Annotated in this window: 13 protein-coding genes, 1 tRNA gene and 4 pseudogenes; 7 read left to right on the top strand and 11 right to left on the bottom strand. The window is 69.7% G+C overall.

Annotation, left to right across the window (positions count from 1 at the left end; translation table 11 throughout):
- Nucleotides 1-76: 76 nt before the first annotated feature.
- Nucleotides 77-1,690: a Ppx/GppA phosphatase family protein gene (locus IQ220_RS03050; RefSeq protein ID WP_186697029.1), complete on the top strand. Its 1,614-nt coding sequence runs from the start codon at nucleotides 77-79 to the stop codon at nucleotides 1,688-1,690.
- Here IQ220_RS03050 and IQ220_RS03045 read toward each other — a convergent pair.
- Nucleotides 1,671-2,477 (bottom strand): helix-turn-helix domain-containing protein, encoded by an 807-nt coding sequence (locus tag IQ220_RS03045; RefSeq protein WP_193912881.1) that lies wholly within the window; start codon nucleotides 2,475-2,477, stop codon nucleotides 1,671-1,673. The genes IQ220_RS03050 and IQ220_RS03045 overlap by 20 nt on opposite strands.
- 183 nt (nucleotides 2,478-2,660) lie before the next feature.
- A tRNA-Val gene (locus IQ220_RS03040) sits at nucleotides 2,661-2,732 on the bottom strand.
- Between the two features lie 112 nt (nucleotides 2,733-2,844).
- On the opposite strand from IQ220_RS03040, the gene IQ220_RS03035 reads away from it, so the two are divergent.
- A complete protein-coding gene (locus tag IQ220_RS03035; protein ID WP_193912882.1) occupies nucleotides 2,845-4,380 on the top strand; it encodes an FAD-dependent oxidoreductase in 1,536 nt (511 codons plus the stop codon).
- Here the strand turns inward: IQ220_RS03035 and cobM are convergent.
- From cobM to petC, 4 genes and pseudogenes are all read right to left on the bottom strand, one after another.
- Nucleotides 4,342-5,103: a precorrin-4 C(11)-methyltransferase gene (gene cobM, locus IQ220_RS03030; protein WP_186697026.1), complete on the bottom strand. Its 762-nt coding sequence runs from the start codon at nucleotides 5,101-5,103 to the stop codon at nucleotides 4,342-4,344. The two genes, IQ220_RS03035 and cobM, sit on opposite strands and share 39 nt — an antisense overlap.
- A 7-nt stretch (nucleotides 5,104-5,110) precedes the next feature.
- A pseudogene (lgt, locus tag IQ220_RS03025) lies at nucleotides 5,111-5,955 on the bottom strand (prolipoprotein diacylglyceryl transferase); the annotation flags it as partial.
- Nucleotides 5,956-5,986: 31 nt separating this feature from the next.
- Nucleotides 5,987-6,922: a cytochrome f gene (gene petA / locus IQ220_RS03020; protein ID WP_186697024.1), complete on the bottom strand. Its 936-nt coding sequence runs from the start codon at nucleotides 6,920-6,922 to the stop codon at nucleotides 5,987-5,989.
- A gap of 37 nt (nucleotides 6,923-6,959) precedes the next feature.
- A pseudogene (gene petC, locus IQ220_RS03015) lies at nucleotides 6,960-7,507 on the bottom strand (cytochrome b6-f complex iron-sulfur subunit).
- A gap of 168 nt (nucleotides 7,508-7,675) precedes the next feature.
- Between petC and IQ220_RS03010 the strand changes: the two are divergent.
- Nucleotides 7,676-8,005 carry a DUF3067 family protein gene (locus tag IQ220_RS03010; protein ID WP_370561503.1) on the top strand — a complete coding sequence of 110 codons (330 nt, stop codon included), beginning with the start codon at nucleotides 7,676-7,678 and terminating at the stop codon, nucleotides 8,003-8,005.
- Between the two features lie 2 nt (nucleotides 8,006-8,007).
- On the opposite strand, the pseudogene tatC reads toward IQ220_RS03010, so the two are convergent.
- Together tatC and IQ220_RS03000 are read right to left on the bottom strand one after the other, a co-directional pair.
- Nucleotides 8,008-8,740 (bottom strand): annotated as a pseudogene (gene tatC, locus IQ220_RS03005) (twin-arginine translocase subunit TatC).
- Between the two features lie 140 nt (nucleotides 8,741-8,880).
- Nucleotides 8,881-10,560 (bottom strand): NFACT RNA binding domain-containing protein, encoded by a 1,680-nt coding sequence (locus IQ220_RS03000; protein ID WP_228008788.1) that lies wholly within the window; start codon nucleotides 10,558-10,560, stop codon nucleotides 8,881-8,883.
- Nucleotides 10,561-10,621: 61 nt separating this feature from the next.
- Here IQ220_RS03000 and gmk point away from each other — a divergent pair, with 61 nt between their 5' ends.
- On the top strand, nucleotides 10,622-11,245 hold the full coding sequence (gene gmk, locus IQ220_RS02995) for a guanylate kinase (protein ID WP_193815444.1): 624 nt from the start codon (nucleotides 10,622-10,624) through the stop codon (nucleotides 11,243-11,245).
- 66 nt (nucleotides 11,246-11,311) lie between these two features.
- Here the strand turns inward: gmk and IQ220_RS02990 are convergent, their stop codons facing one another.
- Together IQ220_RS02990 and IQ220_RS02985 are read right to left on the bottom strand one after the other, a co-directional pair.
- Entirely contained in the window at nucleotides 11,312-11,428 is a 117-nt protein-coding gene (locus tag IQ220_RS02990) for a Photosystem I reaction center subunit IX (protein ID WP_193815443.1), read from the bottom strand.
- Nucleotides 11,429-11,439: 11 nt separating this feature from the next.
- Nucleotides 11,440-11,937: a Photosystem I reaction center subunit III gene (locus IQ220_RS02985; RefSeq protein ID WP_193815442.1), complete on the bottom strand. Its 498-nt coding sequence runs from the start codon at nucleotides 11,935-11,937 to the stop codon at nucleotides 11,440-11,442.
- Between the two features lie 108 nt (nucleotides 11,938-12,045).
- Between IQ220_RS02985 and tsaD the strand changes: the two genes are divergently transcribed.
- Nucleotides 12,046-13,101: a tRNA (adenosine(37)-N6)-threonylcarbamoyltransferase complex transferase subunit TsaD gene (gene tsaD / locus IQ220_RS02980; protein WP_186697017.1), complete on the top strand. Its 1,056-nt coding sequence runs from the start codon at nucleotides 12,046-12,048 to the stop codon at nucleotides 13,099-13,101.
- A gap of 165 nt (nucleotides 13,102-13,266) precedes the next feature.
- Nucleotides 13,267-13,431, top strand: coding sequence for a high light inducible protein (locus IQ220_RS02975; protein WP_186700653.1), 165 nt, complete (start codon nucleotides 13,267-13,269; stop codon nucleotides 13,429-13,431).
- A gap of 33 nt (nucleotides 13,432-13,464) precedes the next feature.
- On the opposite strand, the pseudogene IQ220_RS15495 reads toward IQ220_RS02975, so the two are convergent.
- A pseudogene (locus IQ220_RS15495) lies at nucleotides 13,465-13,804 on the bottom strand (ATPase, T2SS/T4P/T4SS family); the annotation flags it as partial.
- Between the two features lie 57 nt (nucleotides 13,805-13,861).
- Here IQ220_RS15495 and wecB point away from each other — a divergent pair.
- Complete coding sequence (gene wecB / locus IQ220_RS02970; RefSeq protein WP_193912886.1) at nucleotides 13,862-14,980, top strand: non-hydrolyzing UDP-N-acetylglucosamine 2-epimerase; 1,119 nt, start codon at nucleotides 13,862-13,864, stop codon at nucleotides 14,978-14,980.
- Nucleotides 14,981-14,982 lie beyond the last annotated feature (2 nt).

The following is a 14,982-nucleotide window of genomic DNA, read 5'->3' as shown; positions in this document are numbered from 1 at the left end:
GAGGAACGCTAGGCGTCTGGGGCCAGGGGCCCCGGGGTCAGTGGCAAACTGGCTGCGCCCTGGCTGCCCCGGTTCGATGGCCCAGAGCCCTCCCTCCCAGCGCCCCGATCGACGCCGGGTCGCGGCCATCGACATCGGCACCAACTCGATCCATCTGCTGATCGCCGAGGTGGATGAGGAGCTGCGCAGCTTCTCGGTGCTACTGGCCGAAAAGGCCACCACCCGCCTGGGCGAGCGCGACCCCGACTCCGGTGATCTCAGCCCTGCCTCGATCGAGCGGGCCTTCCGCACCCTGCGTCACGACAAGGAGCTGGCCGAGAGCCACCAGGTGGAGCAGATCGTCACGGCGGCCACCAGCGCCGTGCGCGAAGCGCCCAATGGCCGCGACTTCGTGCAGGCCCTCTACGACCAGCTGGGCCTGTCGGTGGATCTGGTGAGCGGCCCGGAGGAGGCCCGTCTGATCTACCTGGGGGTGCTCTCGGGGATGGGCTTCGGCGAGCAGCCCCACATGATCCTCGACATCGGCGGTGGCTCCACCGAACTGGTGCTCGGTGACGGCCGCGACGCCCGGGTGCTCACCAGCACCCGCATCGGCGCTGTGCGGCTGCAGCGGGAGTTCTGCCAGCAGGAGCCCCTTCCCCTGGAGCGGCAGCGCTTCCTGAAGGCCTACATCCAGGGGGCGCTGGACCCGGCCGTGTCCGAATTGAAGCGGGCCCTGCAGCCTGGCGAGCAGCCCCGGCTGGTGGGCACCAGTGGCACGGCGATGGCCCTGGCCTCCCTGGCGGCAGCGGCAGAAGCCAAGCCACCTCTCAAGCTGCAGGGCTACCGGTTGCCCAAGCAGCGCATCGATGAGCTCGTTGAGGCCCTGGTGGCGATGACCCCGGAGCAGCGCCGTGAGCTCTCGGCCATCAACGAGCGCCGCGCCGAGATCATCGTGCCCGGCTCCCTGATCCTGCAGACCGCCATGGAGATGGTCGGTGCTCCCGAGCTGGTGGTGTGCGACCGGGCCCTGCGGGAGGGCTTGATCGTGGACTGGATGCTGCGCAACCAGATCCTGGGCGATCGCTTCAGCTTCCAGAGCACGATCCGCGAGCGCACCGTGCTGCACCTGGCCCAGAGCTATGGCATCGACCGGGAGCGGGCCGATCGGGTGGCGGGCCACGCCCTCAGCCTCTACGACCAGGGCAAGGGCCTGCTCCATCACGACAGCGGCGCTGGGCGTGAACTGCTCTGGGCCGCGGCCCAGCTGCACACCTGCGGCAAGAGCATCAACATCTCCGCCTATCACAAGCACACCTGGTATCTGATCCGCCACGGCGAACTGCTGGGCTTCTCCCAGGCGGAGCACCTGATGGTGGCGGCCATGGCCCGCTATCACCGCCGCAGCCTGCCGAAGAAACGCCATGAGTCGTGGCAGCTGATCGAGGAGCGCGATCAGCGCAGCATGGTGTTCTCCATGGCCCTGTTGCTGAGGCTGGCCGCTGCCCTCGATCGCCGGCCCGCGGCGGGCATCGCTGCCATCCGCGTGCATCCGGCCGCGGCTGGGGTGCTCGACCTGGAGCTGGTGCCCCATGCTCCCGAGCCTCGAGAGCCGGCGATCGATCTGAGCCTGGAGCGCTGGAGCCTGCGCTCCTGCAGTGAGGTGGTGGCGGAAGCCTGCGGGCTTGAACTCAGGGTGAGGGAGCCCTGAAGCGCTGCCAGCGCACCTGCTCGATCGTGCCCAGCAGGCGTCTGGGCTGGCCTGGGGGCACCACTTCCACCAGGTCCGGCCGGCCGGCCAGCACCTGCAGGTCCGCCTCAAGCGGGAAGGACTGCTCCCCCTCCAGAGTGCCGCGGAAGAGGGTGGTTCCGTCGGCGCTGCGCACTTCCAGCCAGCTCGGTTGCTCGGCCCGCAGCAGCAGTTGGCCGGAGCCGGCACCGCTGGCGCCTGAGGGTTCCAGCGCCTGTGCTGGGCCGCCGACAGCGCTTTCTGGGGCCGAGGCGGCAGCTGGTTGCGGCGTGCCGGCTGGGGCCAGGGCGGTGCTGCCGCTGCCGCCGTCAGGCGCCACCAGCCTCTGGTACCCGACCAGCCCAACGCCGCCGAGCGCGACCAGCAGCCCTGCGGCGGCCAGGGGCAGGGGCCATCGGGCTGCCTGGCTGGACCGGCTGGGGGCTGAAGTCATCGCCTGCGGTTGGGCTGGGGTGCTGGACGCTTCGGCCGGCTGCGGAGCGGGTTTTCGGCCCTGAAGGCTGACGCGCAGCGCCTGGATCTCAGGGTCGATCGACACGCCGAGGGTTGAGGCCACCCGCCTGGCCTGGGCGATCACGAACACCGGTTCGGGCAGGCTGTCGGAATCGGCATTCTCCAGGCTCTGTAGTTGCTCACGGCCCATGTGCAGGCGGTCGGCCAGATCTTCGAGGCTCAGCCCCTGGCTCAGCCTGGCCTGCTGCAGGCATGAGGCCAGCCGTTGCAGATCGGACATGGGGTCTGCGCTCATGTCAGCGAGGGATCCAGGTAGGGCGGCGGGCAGGGGCGCCGATTCACCCCGGAACCAGAATGGTGGAGATTCTGCAGGGAATGGCTGCCAACTGTCACCACTGGTGCCCCAGTGATGCACCGGTGGTGACGGCAGCCCACGGAGCCTTCCCGTCCTAAGCCCCCGCTTGGGGGCTCGCTGACATGGGCGATACTGGACTCGAACCAGTGACCCCTTCCGTGTGAAGGAAGTGCGCTACCGCTGTGCTAATCGCCCGTTGATTCGGCCCTGACCCTGCGGATCCGGTGCCGTCCTGGGAGCTTAAAACACCGCCGGAACCTGTCTCTGCCGGCATCGGCCAATCCTGTGCCTGCTGGCATCAGCCAAAATGGTGGGCCGTTCCGATGTGCCTGTGAGCAGCGCCCCTCAGTTCCCGCCCACTGCCGCAGGCCCGGCAGCTGAGCAGGCTCCCCGCTCCAGTGACGCCAGCGTGGACGTGCTGATCGTGGGCGGAGGAGTGTGCGGCACGGCCCTGCTGTTCGAGCTCGCCCGCTACACCGACCTGGGCCGGGTGGCCCTGGTGGAGCGCTACGACGCCCTGGCCAGCGTCAACTCCCGCGCCACCAACAACAGCCAGACGATCCACTGCGGCGACATCGAGACCAACTACACGCTGGAGAAGGCCCTGAAGGTGAAGCGCACCGCCGAGATGATCGTGCGCTACGCCGAGCTGCTCGATCCAGCCAGCCGGGAGCGCTGCGTGTTCCGCACACCCAAGATGGTGCTCGGGGTGGGGAGCGAGGAGTGCGCCCTGTTGCGGGAGCGCTTCCAGCGCTTCTCGCCCCATTTCCCGGCCATGGAGCTGCTGGATGCCGAAGCGATCGCGGCCTGGGAGCCCCGGGTCGCCCTGCTGAACGGCCAGCCGCGCCCTGAAGAGCTGGCGGCGATCGGCATTCGCGGCAGCTACACCGCTGTCGACTACGAGGCCCTCTCGGCCTCCTTCGTGGCCGAAGCTCGCGCTGCGGTAGCGGGCAGCGAACGCCAGCTGGAGCTCCAACTGGGTACCACCGTGGCGGCGATCACGCCCGAGGGGGAGGGCTTCCGGGTGCTGCTCACCCCCACCCCGGGCTGCTCTGCGGCGGCAGACCAGGCGGAACGGCAGCTGTGGGCCCGCCATGTGGTGGTGAACGCCGGGGCCCACAGCCTGCTGATGGCTCAGCAGATGGGCTACGGCCTGGAGTACTCCTGCCTGCCGGTGGCCGGCAGCTTTTACTTCACCCCAGATCTGCTCAACGGCAAGGTCTACACCGTTCAGAACGACAAACTTCCCTTCGCGGCCATCCACGGCGATCCGGATGTGCGGGCTCCGGGCAAGACCCGTTTCGGCCCCACGGCCCTGCCGCTGCCGCTGCTGGAGCGCTACCGCCTGGCCTCCTTCTGGGAGTTCCTCAAGGTGCTGCGCCTGGACTGGGCCGTGCTGGCGGTGGCCTGGCAGCTGCTGCGGGTGGGCGACATCCGCCGCTACATCCTCAGGAATCTGTTGTTCGAGGTGCCCTGGCTGCGGCGGCGCCTGTTCCTGGCCGATGCCCGCAAGATCGTGCCGGGCATGCAGCTCGAGGACCTGCGCTTTGCCGAGGGCTACGGCGGGGTGCGTCCCCAGCTGATCGACAAGCGCCAGCGCCGCCTGCTGCTCGGGGAGGCCAGCATCCCCGCCCGCCCCGGGCTGGTGTTCAACGTGACGCCCTCCCCCGGCGGCAGCTGCTGCCTGGGCAATGCCGCCCGCGACCTGGAGCAGATCGTGGCGCGGCTGGGCTGCGGCTTCGATCGGGCCAGGCTGGAGCGGGAGCTGCACGGCACGGCCGAGGCTTCAGGCCCCGCCGCAGCCTCAGGCTCCGCCGCGGAAGAGGTGGTGGTGGCTGGCTGAGTACAGCTTGGAGCGGGCCTCGGCACTGGCAGCCAGGGCCGGACTCACCACGTAGAGCGTGGTGCGGATCAGGCCCCGCTCCTCACTGGCCTGGGCCATGGCCGTGAGCGGCACCACCTGCAGCCACTGGTCCGGCCAGCTCACCCTGTAGCCGATCGCCACGGGGGTGTCCGGGGGGTAGTGCTGCAGCAGCTCCTGCTGCACCTCCTGAACGTGGCGGGCACTGAGGTAGAGGCAGAGGGAGGCCCCGAGGGCCGCCAGCCGGCCCAGGGATTCCTTCTCGGGAACGCCGGTGCGCCCGCCGGCGCGCCCGAGCACGATCGTCTGTACCAGGCCGGGAATGGTGAGCTCCTGCTGCAGGGCTGCGGCTGTGGCCTGATAGGCGCTGAGGCCGGGCACCACCTCCACGGCCAGCTCAGCATCGGCCAGGCGGCAGATCTGCTCGTGCAGGGCGCCATAGAGGCAGGGATCGCCATCGTGCAGGCGCACCACCTGCTTGCCTGCTGCGGCCCGCTCCTGCACCAGCGCCATCACCTGCTCCAGGGTGAGGGTGCTGGTGCGGATGCGTTCGCAGCCTTCGGGGGCCAGGGCCGCGATCTCGGGGCTCACCAGCGAGTCGGTCCACACCAGCACCTCGGCCTGCTCGATGGCCCGTAACGCCCTGAGGGTGAGCAGGTCCACGGCGCCGGGGCCGGCCCCCACGATCGAGACGCGTGGCGTCACTGCACCACCCGCTGGGGTCAGGCAGGCGGCGCTGGCGGCCGTAGAGCCACCAGAGGCCCAGGCCACCCAGCACGATCAGCAGCAGGCTCACCACCTGGGCCATGCGCAGACCGCCCTCGCAGAAGGGCGGTTGGGAGAACAGACAGAGCGGGTCGATGCGCAGGCCCTCGATCCACACCCTGCCGGCGCTGTAGGCCATCAGGTAGATGCAGCTGAGGCTGCGGCCGGCAGGGAGATGCGGCCCTTCTGGCCCTGGCGGAACAGCACCAGCAGCAGCACACACACGCCCACGTTCCAGAGCGATTCGTAGAGGAAGGTGGGATGGAAATCCACCTGATCCAGGAATTCCGTGGGCCGGTTGGCGAGGGGGATCTGCAGCTTCCAGGGCAGGTCGGTGGGCAGGCCGAAGGCCTCGGAATTGAAGAAGTTGCCCCAGCGACCGATCGCCTGGCCCAGGGCCACGGCCGGCATCAGCACGTCGAGCAGGGGCCAGAAGGGCTGGCGACGCCAGCGGCAATAGAGCACGGTGGTGAGGCCGCCGCCGATCAGGGCGCCGTGGATGGCGATGCCGCCCCGCCAGATCGCCAGGGCCTCAACCCAGTTGTCCTCGTACTGGCGCCATTCGAGCAGCACGTAATAGATCCTGGCGCCGATCACGGCTCCCAGCACCAGCAGGGGCAGCAGGTCGGCGATCAGGGTGGGCTCAATGCCGCGCAGCCGGCCCAGCCGGGTGGCCAGGGTGAGGCCCGCCAGCACCGCCAGGGCGATCAGCAGGCCGTACCAGCGCACGGAAAGGGGGCCCAGCTGGAACACCAGGGGCCCCGGGGAGGTGAACACAAGAAGCACGTTCAAGGGCCTGAGAGAGAGCTCGGGGCCGACCAGCTCAGACAATGCCTTCGGCGGCCTGCACTCGCTCCACCTGGCGCTTCTTCAGCACCAGGAAGATCTGGGCCACGGCAATGGCCGCGAAGAACGCCAGCAGGCCGTAGATCCGCACGGGATCCTGCAGCACCACCTCGGTGTCGATCTGGCCGAAGCCCCCCACGTTGGGGTCGTTGGTGAGCGGTGCGCCGGCCGCCACGGTCTCACCGACGGCGGCGGTCACGGTCGGACCGGCCGGGATGGTTTCGCTGATCACGGAGCCGTCTGCCGTGGTGATCTCCACCACGGTGGCGCCGCCATCGGCGGGAGTCACAGCGGAGACGGTACCGGCGGCCGTGGCGTTGAAGATCGTGTTGTTCGACTTCTCACCGGTGGGATACACCTGGCCGCGGCCACGGTTGCCACCCACGTGCAGCTGGTATTTGCCGAAGTGGATGCTGCTGTCCTGGGCCGGATCGGGGGAGAGCAGGGGGAAGACGATCTCCTGGTGCTGGTCGCCAGGCAGAGGACCCACGAGCAGGATGTTGGGCTGGTCGTCGGAGTACTGGGTGTAGTAGATGCCCGCCGTTTCCTCCTTGAGCTCCTCACTGAGGCGATCCTGGGGGGCCAGGGTGAAACCATCGGGCAGCATCACCACGGCGCCCACATTGAGGCCGGTGCCGCTGCCATCGCCGGAGAGCTGTTGCACCGAGGTGTCGTAGGGAATCTCCACCACGGCCTTGAACACCGTGTCCGGGAAGACGGCCTGGGGAAGTTCGATGCGGGTGGCCTTCTTGGCCAGGTGGCAGTTGGCGCAGACCAGCTTGCCCGTGGCTTCACGGGGGCTGTCGTAGTTCTGTTGAGCCCAGAAGGGGTAGGCCCAGCTGGGGGAAGCGGCACCGAGCAGCACGGTGACGCTGAGAAGGCAACCGAGCAGCAGGGAGAGGGAGCGGCGCATCAGGGGTGGGGCGACAGGGGCGAACGGGGAAAGCGGATCAGGCCCACCAGGGCTTGTCGCCGTTTCGGAAGTCGGTTTCGGTCCACTGGCTGAGGAACACGTTGTCGTCTTCGACGGACACATGGGCCAGGGCCAGGGAGAGGGGAGCCGGTCCTCGCACCACCATGCCGGTGGCGTCGTACTGGGAGCCGTGGCAGGGGCAGATGAACTTGTTCTGGCCGCCGTTCCAGGGCACCACGCAGCCAGGTGGGTGCAGATGGCATTGATGCCATAGCTGCCGATGGCGTCGTCGCCCTCCACGATCAGGTAGGTGGGATCGCCCTTGAGACCCTGCACCAGGCTGCGGTCCCCTTCCTTGTGGGAGCTGAGCCAGCCGCTGCCGGTGACGGGATTGCCGAGCTCGTCCTTGGCGGAGGTGCCCCCACCACCGCCGGCGGCCTTGGGCGGAATGAAGTAGTTGACCACCGGGTAGAGCGCTCCGAGGGCCACGCCCGTGAGGGAGCCGAAGGTCAGCAGGTTCATGAACTGCCGACGGCCCATGCCGGGCACATCACCGCTCGAAGCACTCGCTGGCATCTGGGTCATACAGGGCGGCCTGGAAGCCACAGCAACGTGGCGGCCACCCTAAGACCTGACTCCACCTGAGCCGGGCTGCCCATGGGCCCTGGCGGGGGCTCTGCAACAACCCGTTGCGGATTTCTGGCTCGGCCCGGATTCCCTGGTACTGGCATAGGGGCCTGAGCGTCTGTGGTTGTGGATCCTTCGTCTCCCCTCAGCGCCGAGGAGCTGCTCGGCCTGCTGCGCCGGCGCTGGCAGGCCAGCTACGACCTGCAGCTGGTGCAGCGCCGCGGCCGCCTCTATCTCCAGGTGATGTGGGCCTATCTGGAACAGCAGTCGTTCCCGCTCTCCGCCGAGGCCTACGCGGCCAAGCTGGAGGAGCTCACGGGGCTGCTGAATGGGCTGGGCGTGGCGGGCCAGGTGAGGGCCTGGCTGGAGACCACCTCCGATAAGCCCAGACTGGGTCGGGCCCTGGGCCTGGCCCTGGAGTTGCCGCCAGAGCGGGCCAGTGAGTTCTTTCTCTGAGCTCAGGCCTCCTCCGAGCCAAGGGGCTGGGCCCCGGCCGGCCAGGCCCGAAGCCGCTCGCTGAAGGCCACCAGGCCCACGCCCACCAGATACAGGGCGCTGATGGCGCCGGTGAGCAGCAGCATCGTGACCGGATCGGTGGAGGGGGTGAGCACCGCTCCAGCCAGGGCCGCCAGCAGCACCACCCAGCGCCAGCCCGAGAGCATGGCGCCGGAGCGCACCAGCCCAAGGGCGCCCAGCAGCAGCTGCAGCACCGGCAGCTGGAAGGCCAGGCCGGTGGCCACCATCAGCAGCAGCACGAAGTCGAGGTAGCGCTCGATCGACCAGCTCGGCTCCACCACATCGGCGCCATAGCTCACCAGAAAGCGCAGGGCGGCCGGCACCAGAGCCCACCAGGCAAAGGCCAGCCCGGCGGCGAACAGCACCGCCGAGCCCGCCACCGCCGGCGCCACCAGCCGCCGTTCCCGCCGGTTCAGACCCGGCAGCACGAAGGCCAGACCCTCGTAGACACGTAGGGGAGGGCCAGGGTGAGCCCGGCGTAGCCGCCACCTTCAGAGACACGAACAGAAACTCGCCCGGCGCCAGCTGCAGGAAGCGGATGCCCTCGGCCGGCATCTCCAGGAGCCGCACCAGCGGTTTGACGAACACCAGACACAGGGCCGCCCCCGCCAGCAGGGCCAGCAGGGCCCGCAGCACCCGGCGCCGCAGCTCCTCGATGTGGTCCACCAGGCTCATCTCCACTTCGCCTGGGAACTCCTCGCCAGCAAGGGCGCCGCCGGGGGTGGCGGGACGGGGTTCCCGCTCACCCCGACCGACCTCGATCCGGATCGGCGGCGGTGGCCCGGCACGGCCGGGATCCTGGGGGGAGGTGTCCGTCATGGTTGCCGTGCTGCCAGCAGGCTAAGAGCCCGCTCCGGTTCCCCCCAGAGCAGGCTGCCGCCGCGATGCCGCACCGTGCCGGGGGCGGCGCCCGGAATCCGCTGCAGCTCTGCCGTGGGCACCATCAGCACAGGCACGCGGCGGTTGCCCCGCCCGCGGCTGAAGTGGGCTGCCAGATCGGCCGCAGCCTGCAGATCGTCCTCCCCTGCCGCTGCCGCCGAACTGCGCAGCACCACGTGGCTGCCCGGTAGCTCCTGGGCATGGAACCAGAGGTCGCCGCGCCGGGCCTGGCGAAAGGCGATCCACTCGTTCTGGCGGTGGTTGCGGCCCACCTGGAGCGTGAGCCCCCCCGGGCTGATCAGCTCGAGGGGCTGGCCCTCCCGACCCTGGCCGCTGCCCCGCCGGGACTGCCGGGCTGGCCTGCCGCCGGGGTGGAGGTGTTCCTCCAGATCCCGGCCCAGGCCCTGGAGCGCCTCGAGATCCTCTGCCTGGTCGAGGTAGGTGAGGCTGGCCTCCAGCCAGGCCAGGCGCTGCCCGTGCCAGGCCAGCCGCTCCTGAATGGCCGCCACGGAGCGGCGTCGCCTGCGGGCCTGGCGGTAGAGCTTCTGGGCGGTGTCGATGCAGCTGCGGCTGGGCTGGAACTGGCTCAGCAGGGCATCGGCCTGCAGCTGCAGGGCGTCGCTCTCCGGTACGGCATCGAGCAGGGCCTGCTGGCTGCCGGCCTGCTGCTGCTCGCGCCGCAGCAGCCGCTCCAGCTGCTGCTGCAGCTGCCGGCGCTGCTGGCTCAGGCTCTGCTGGGCCAGGGCGCGGCCATAGAACGCAGCCAGGCCGCGGTTGATCGGCATCGCGGCGCTGGCTGGTGGCTGCGCATGGGGCTCGGCGCTCCAGCAGCGGTAGCCCTCGGCGTCGCCCTGCCAGCAGAAGCGCTCGGCCTCCACCGCCGCCAGCCAGAGCTGCCAGCGCTGCCAGAGCAGCTCCCACTGGTGACTCTGCAGCTCGGTCACAGGTTGCTGCAGCCACTGCGGCGGGGCGAGCTGGCGGGCCAGGGCCGGGCTGATGCCCTGGTAGGCGCTGCGCAGGGCCTGCTCCAGCGGCAGGGGCAGCAGGGCCACGCGCTGGCGCCAGCGCTCGAAGCTCTCGGCGCGGCTGGGCGGGGCCCCGTCCAGGGGCGGGGGTGGCTGGTAGGGATCACCGGTGCCGATCGGCCGCAGCCGCGACTGGGCTGTCTTCACCTGGCGCCCCAGAGCCACCACCTGGCGGCCGTCGCCATCGGGCTCCAGCAGCAGCAGGTTGCTGTGCCGGCCCATCAGCTCAGCCACCAGCCAGCGCTGCGGAGCCTCACCGGGGCGGCGGGCGAAGCCCAGCTCCAGCACCCGCTCCCAGCCGACCTGCTGAAGGCTCACCAGGGCCAGTCCACCGAGCCCGTGCTGCAGCTGCTGGGCCAGGGTGCTGCCCTCACCCTGGCGCGGCGGGGGGGCGATGGCGTGCACCCGGGCCGCCTCGGCCTGCCAGCTCAGCTCCAGCCACTGCATCCCCTGCAGGTGGCGCAGCCCCAGCTGGATGGTGCCCGGGCCGGCCTGCTGGGCTTTTTCCAGGCGGCTGGGCAGCAGCAGGCGCCGCCATTCGGCCAGCACCGCCTTGAGGCTGGTCACGTCCTGGGCCTGGAGGCTCGCCATGGCTGCGCTCCAGCCCTTCCGCGTGTGGCTTCTACTCTGCAGCCCTGCCTGCGCGCGTTCCATGGCCCGACTCACCGTGATCACCGGTCCGAGCGGGGTGGGCAAGGGCACGCTGGTGGCCGAGCTGTTGCGGCGCCATCCCGAACTCTGGCTGTCGGTGTCGGCCACCACCCGGCCCCCCAGGCCCGGCGAACAGGAGGGCAGCAGCTACTTCTTCCTCAGCCGCGAGCGCTTCGAGCAGCTGGTGCAGGAGGGGGGATTTCTGGAGTGGGCCGAGTTTGCCGGCAACCGCTACGGAACGCCGCGGCGGCCGGTGGAGGAGCATCTGGAGGCAGGCTGCTCCGTGCTCCTGGAGATTGAACTGGAGGGGGCCCGCCAGGTGCGGCAGACCTTCCAGGCTGGCTATCAGTTGTTCATCAAGCCCCCCTCCCTGGAGGAGCTGGAGCGCCGCATCCGTGGGCGGGGCACCGACAGCGAGGAGGCGATCCGCCGCCGGCTGCAGCGGGCCACGGTGGAACTGGCCGCTGAGGAGGAGTTCGATGGGGTGCTGGTCAACGGCGACCTTGAAGCGGCCGTGGCTGAGCTGGAGGCGGCCCTTGGCCTGGCCCCGGCTGATGCGGCGGTGGTGCTTGCACCCCAGGGGACAACACGCCAACGGCCCGGCACCCAACGAGCGCCGTCATGAAAAAACGGCCCCGGAGGGCCGTTAAAGGATCTGAAGGTCAGACCATGAGGGGCTGAAGGTTCGCTTTCAGAGCGGATGAAGGATCAGGTCGGGGAAGGCGCGAAAGATCTCAATGGTGAGGCCGGCCGTGAAGGTAAACCAGATCGCGGCCACGACAGGGGCGGTGGTGAGGAATTTTTTCATGGTTCCAGGAATCAGCGGGGGGAAACGGTCACTTTGGAATCGGCTTCAATCATCTTCCCGCCGGCGAACTCACTGAAGGCAGCGAGAGGCCAGACAGCGGCGGCGAGGGTGGATTTGAACGCCAGTGGCATGTCGATCTGGATCTCACGCATGGTGGCGTCCTTGCTGCCGCGGATCGCGATCAGATAGGAGCGGCCGGCCCAGCCGATCGTGCCGGCGATGTAGAGGAAGAGCAGGCCTGGGATGAGGAAATCACCGGCGTGGCTGAAGCGGCCATCCACGATCAGGCGGGGCAGGCCGTCATCGCCGCAGAGGGCCTGGCTGTACACGTTGAACCGGGACTTGGCCTGGTCGGTGCTGGCAGCCGAGGCCCGCTGCTGGAAGCGGGGGCTCTCGGCACAGGGGGTCAGGCCGGCCACCGATTCCGCGGCCGAAGCCACGGGGGCAAGGCCGATGAGCAGAAAGGCCGAGAGCAGAACCGCACACAGGCGGGGGAGAAGACGTCGCATGGAAAGCCTGGGTAGAAGCCGGGAAGAGTGCCCTGCGGAGCCCTGCATCGGCGTGGGGCCGCAGGGCAGGATGTCACTCGCGGACAGTAGGGGAGCTCCCCGGGCGCCATGCCAACGGTTCTGGCCCTCGAAACAAGTTGTGACGAGTCAGCGGCTGCGATTGTGCGCGATCGCACGGTGCTGGCCAGCGCCGTGGCCTCCCAGGTGGAGGAGCATGCCCGCTGGGGCGGCGTGGTGCCCGAAATTGCCTCGCGGCGCCATGTGGAGGCCCTCCCCGCCCTGATCGATCGGGTCTGCCGCCAGGCCGGCCTTGGCCCCGCCGCCATGGATGCCATCGCCGCCACCGCCACACCTGGGCTGCTGGGGGCCCTGCTGGTGGCCTCGCTCACCGGTCGTACCCTGGCCCGGCTCCATGGCCGGCCCTTCCTGGGCATCCATCACCTGGAGGGTCATCTCTGCTCGGTGCAGCTCGGCGATCCGCTGCCGCCAGGTCCCTACCTGGTGCTGCTGGTCAGCGGCGGGCACACGGAGCTGATCCAGGTGAGCGGCCCAGGGCTCTACCGGCGGCTGGGGCGCAGCCACGACGACGCGGCCGGCGAGGCCTTCGACAAGGTGGCCCGCCTGCTGGAGCTGGGCTATCCCGGTGGACCTGCCATTCAGGCCGTCTCGGGCGCGGGGGATCCCCATCGCTTCGCTCTGCCCAAGGGCAGGGTGTCGAGGCCTGAGGGCGGCTACCACCCCTACGACTTCAGCTTCAGCGGGCTCAAGACGGCGATGTTGCGGCTGGTGCGGTCGCTGCAGCAGAGCGGAGAGCCGCTGCCGCTGGCCGACCTGGCCGCCAGCTTCGAGCAGGTGGTGGCGGAGGTGCTGGTGGAGCGCAGTTGCCGCTGTGCCCGCGACCTGGGCCTCGGCACCCTGGTGCTGGTGGGCGGCGTGGCCGCCAACCGGCGGCTGCGGGCCCTGCTGCAGGAGCGGGCCAGCCGCGATGGCCTCCAGTGGCGGGTGGCTCCCCTGCCGTTCTGCACCGACAACGCCGCCATGATCGGGGTGGCGGCCTGTCAGCGCCTGGACCTGGGCCAGACCAGCTGCGCCAACCTCGGTGTGTCGGCCCGTTGGCCCCTCGAGCAGGCGGACAGGCTCTATGAAGCTGCGGCCTGTTTCTGAGCAGAGTGGAGCCTGGAGGCTGCGAGACAGGGCGTCAACACAACAGCCCTATTCTGAACAGCAACCGGTGGATTTCCAATGCCCCCCGCAGACGCTGAAATGGACAGCGAGCCAGGGGCCGTGGTGGGCACGGAAGTCGAGGCCGCCGTTCAGGACGGCCATGCGCTGAAGCCGAGCGAGCCCGACCATGAGCCGGTGAGCCCCACCGAGCTGAACGCCTGGCGGCGTGGCTTTACCCCCCAGGCCGAAATCTGGAACGGACGTCTGGCCATGCTCGGCCTGTCTGTGGGGCTGACGGTGCTGCTGCTGGCCAGGCTGGCCATGGGCTGAGCCGGAGTCAGGTTCTACCCCTGAAGGCCCCTCCTCCACCCTGCCGGCGTTCACCAGATCCAGCAGCGACTGGTTGATGGTCTGCATGCCGCCGAAGCGGCTACGCCTCATGATCTCCTCAATCGCATCGAGTTCGCCGCGCTGGATGTCATCCCTGCAGGCATCAGTGTTCAGCAGGATGTCCAGGTAGGCGGTGTGTTGCCCCTCCCTGGTCTTGATCAGGCTCTGGGATACCACAGCCAGCAGCGCTTGCGACTGCCGAACACCAACTGGCCCGTGTGGGAGGCCTCGATGGCGGTGGAGAGGGTCTCGCGGTCGCGGATCTCGCCGATCAGGTCACGTCGGGGTCTTCGTGCATCGAGGCCCGCAGGGCGGTTTGACTGGCCGCTGGAGGGCCCCTTCCTAGGATCCCGCCGTCCGCAGACCCGCCTTGACCAAGCCCCTCGTGAGCATCGTGCTGGGCACCAGGCCAGAGGCGATCAAGCTGGCCCCGGTGATCCTGGCGTTCCAGCAGGCCCACGACTTCCGCACCCGGGTGGTGCTCACCGGCCAGCACCGCGAAATGGTGAGTCAGGTGATGGAGCTGTTCGCCCTCACGGCCGACTGCGACCTGGCCCTGATGGCACCGCAGCAGACCCTCACCCACATCACCTGCGCCGCCCTCGAGGGTCTCCAACGGGAGTTCGCCGAGCACCCTCCCGATCTGGTGCTGGTTCAGGGCGACACCACCACCGCCTTCGCCTCGGCCCTGGCCGCTTTTTACGGCCAGATCCCCGTGGGGCACGTGGAGGCCGGCCTGCGCACCGACAACATCCTTGATCCCTTCCCGGAGGAGGCCAACCGGCGGCTGATTTCCCAGCTGGCCCAGCTCCACTTCGCCCCCACCGAGCAAGCGGCCGCCAACTGCCGGGCCTCGGGGGTGGTGGGCCGCATCTTCACCACGGGCAACACCGTGATCGATGCCCTGCTGCAGATGGCCGAGCGGGCCCCGGCCTATGGGCTCGACGGCCTCGACTGGCAAGGGCAGCGGGTGATCCTGGCCACGGTGCACCGGCGCGAAAACTGGGGTGAACGCCTGCGCGAGATCGGCCAGGGATTCCTGGCGCTGCTGGAACGCTTCCCCGACACGGCCCTGCTGCTGCCCCTGCACCGCAACCCCACGGTGCGGGAGCCGCTGCAGGAGCTGCTGGGTACTCACCCGCGGGCCTTCCTCACCGAACCGCTCGACTACGACGAGCTGGTGGCGGCGATGCGGGGCTGCACTCTGGTGCTCAGCGATTCCGGCGGGCTGCAGGAGGAGGCGCCCGCCCTGGGCAAGCCGGTGCTGGTGCTGCGCCGCACCACCGAACGGCCCGAGGCGATCCAGGCCGGCACCGCCAAGCTGATCGGTACCGCCAGCAGCGACATCCTGGCAGAGGCCTCAGCCCTGCTGAGCGATGCGGCGGCCTATGAGGCGATGGCCCGGGCCCACAACCCCTTCGGCGACGGGCAGGCCAGCGGCCGGATCGTGGCGGCGGCGCGGCAATTCCTGACCGGCCAGGACGCCTGAGC

The sequence above is a fragment of the Cyanobium sp. LEGE 06113 genome, assembly GCF_015207615.1.
The sequence above is the reverse complement of the archived record's forward strand: the minus strand, read 5'-3'. Positions and strand labels throughout refer to the sequence as shown.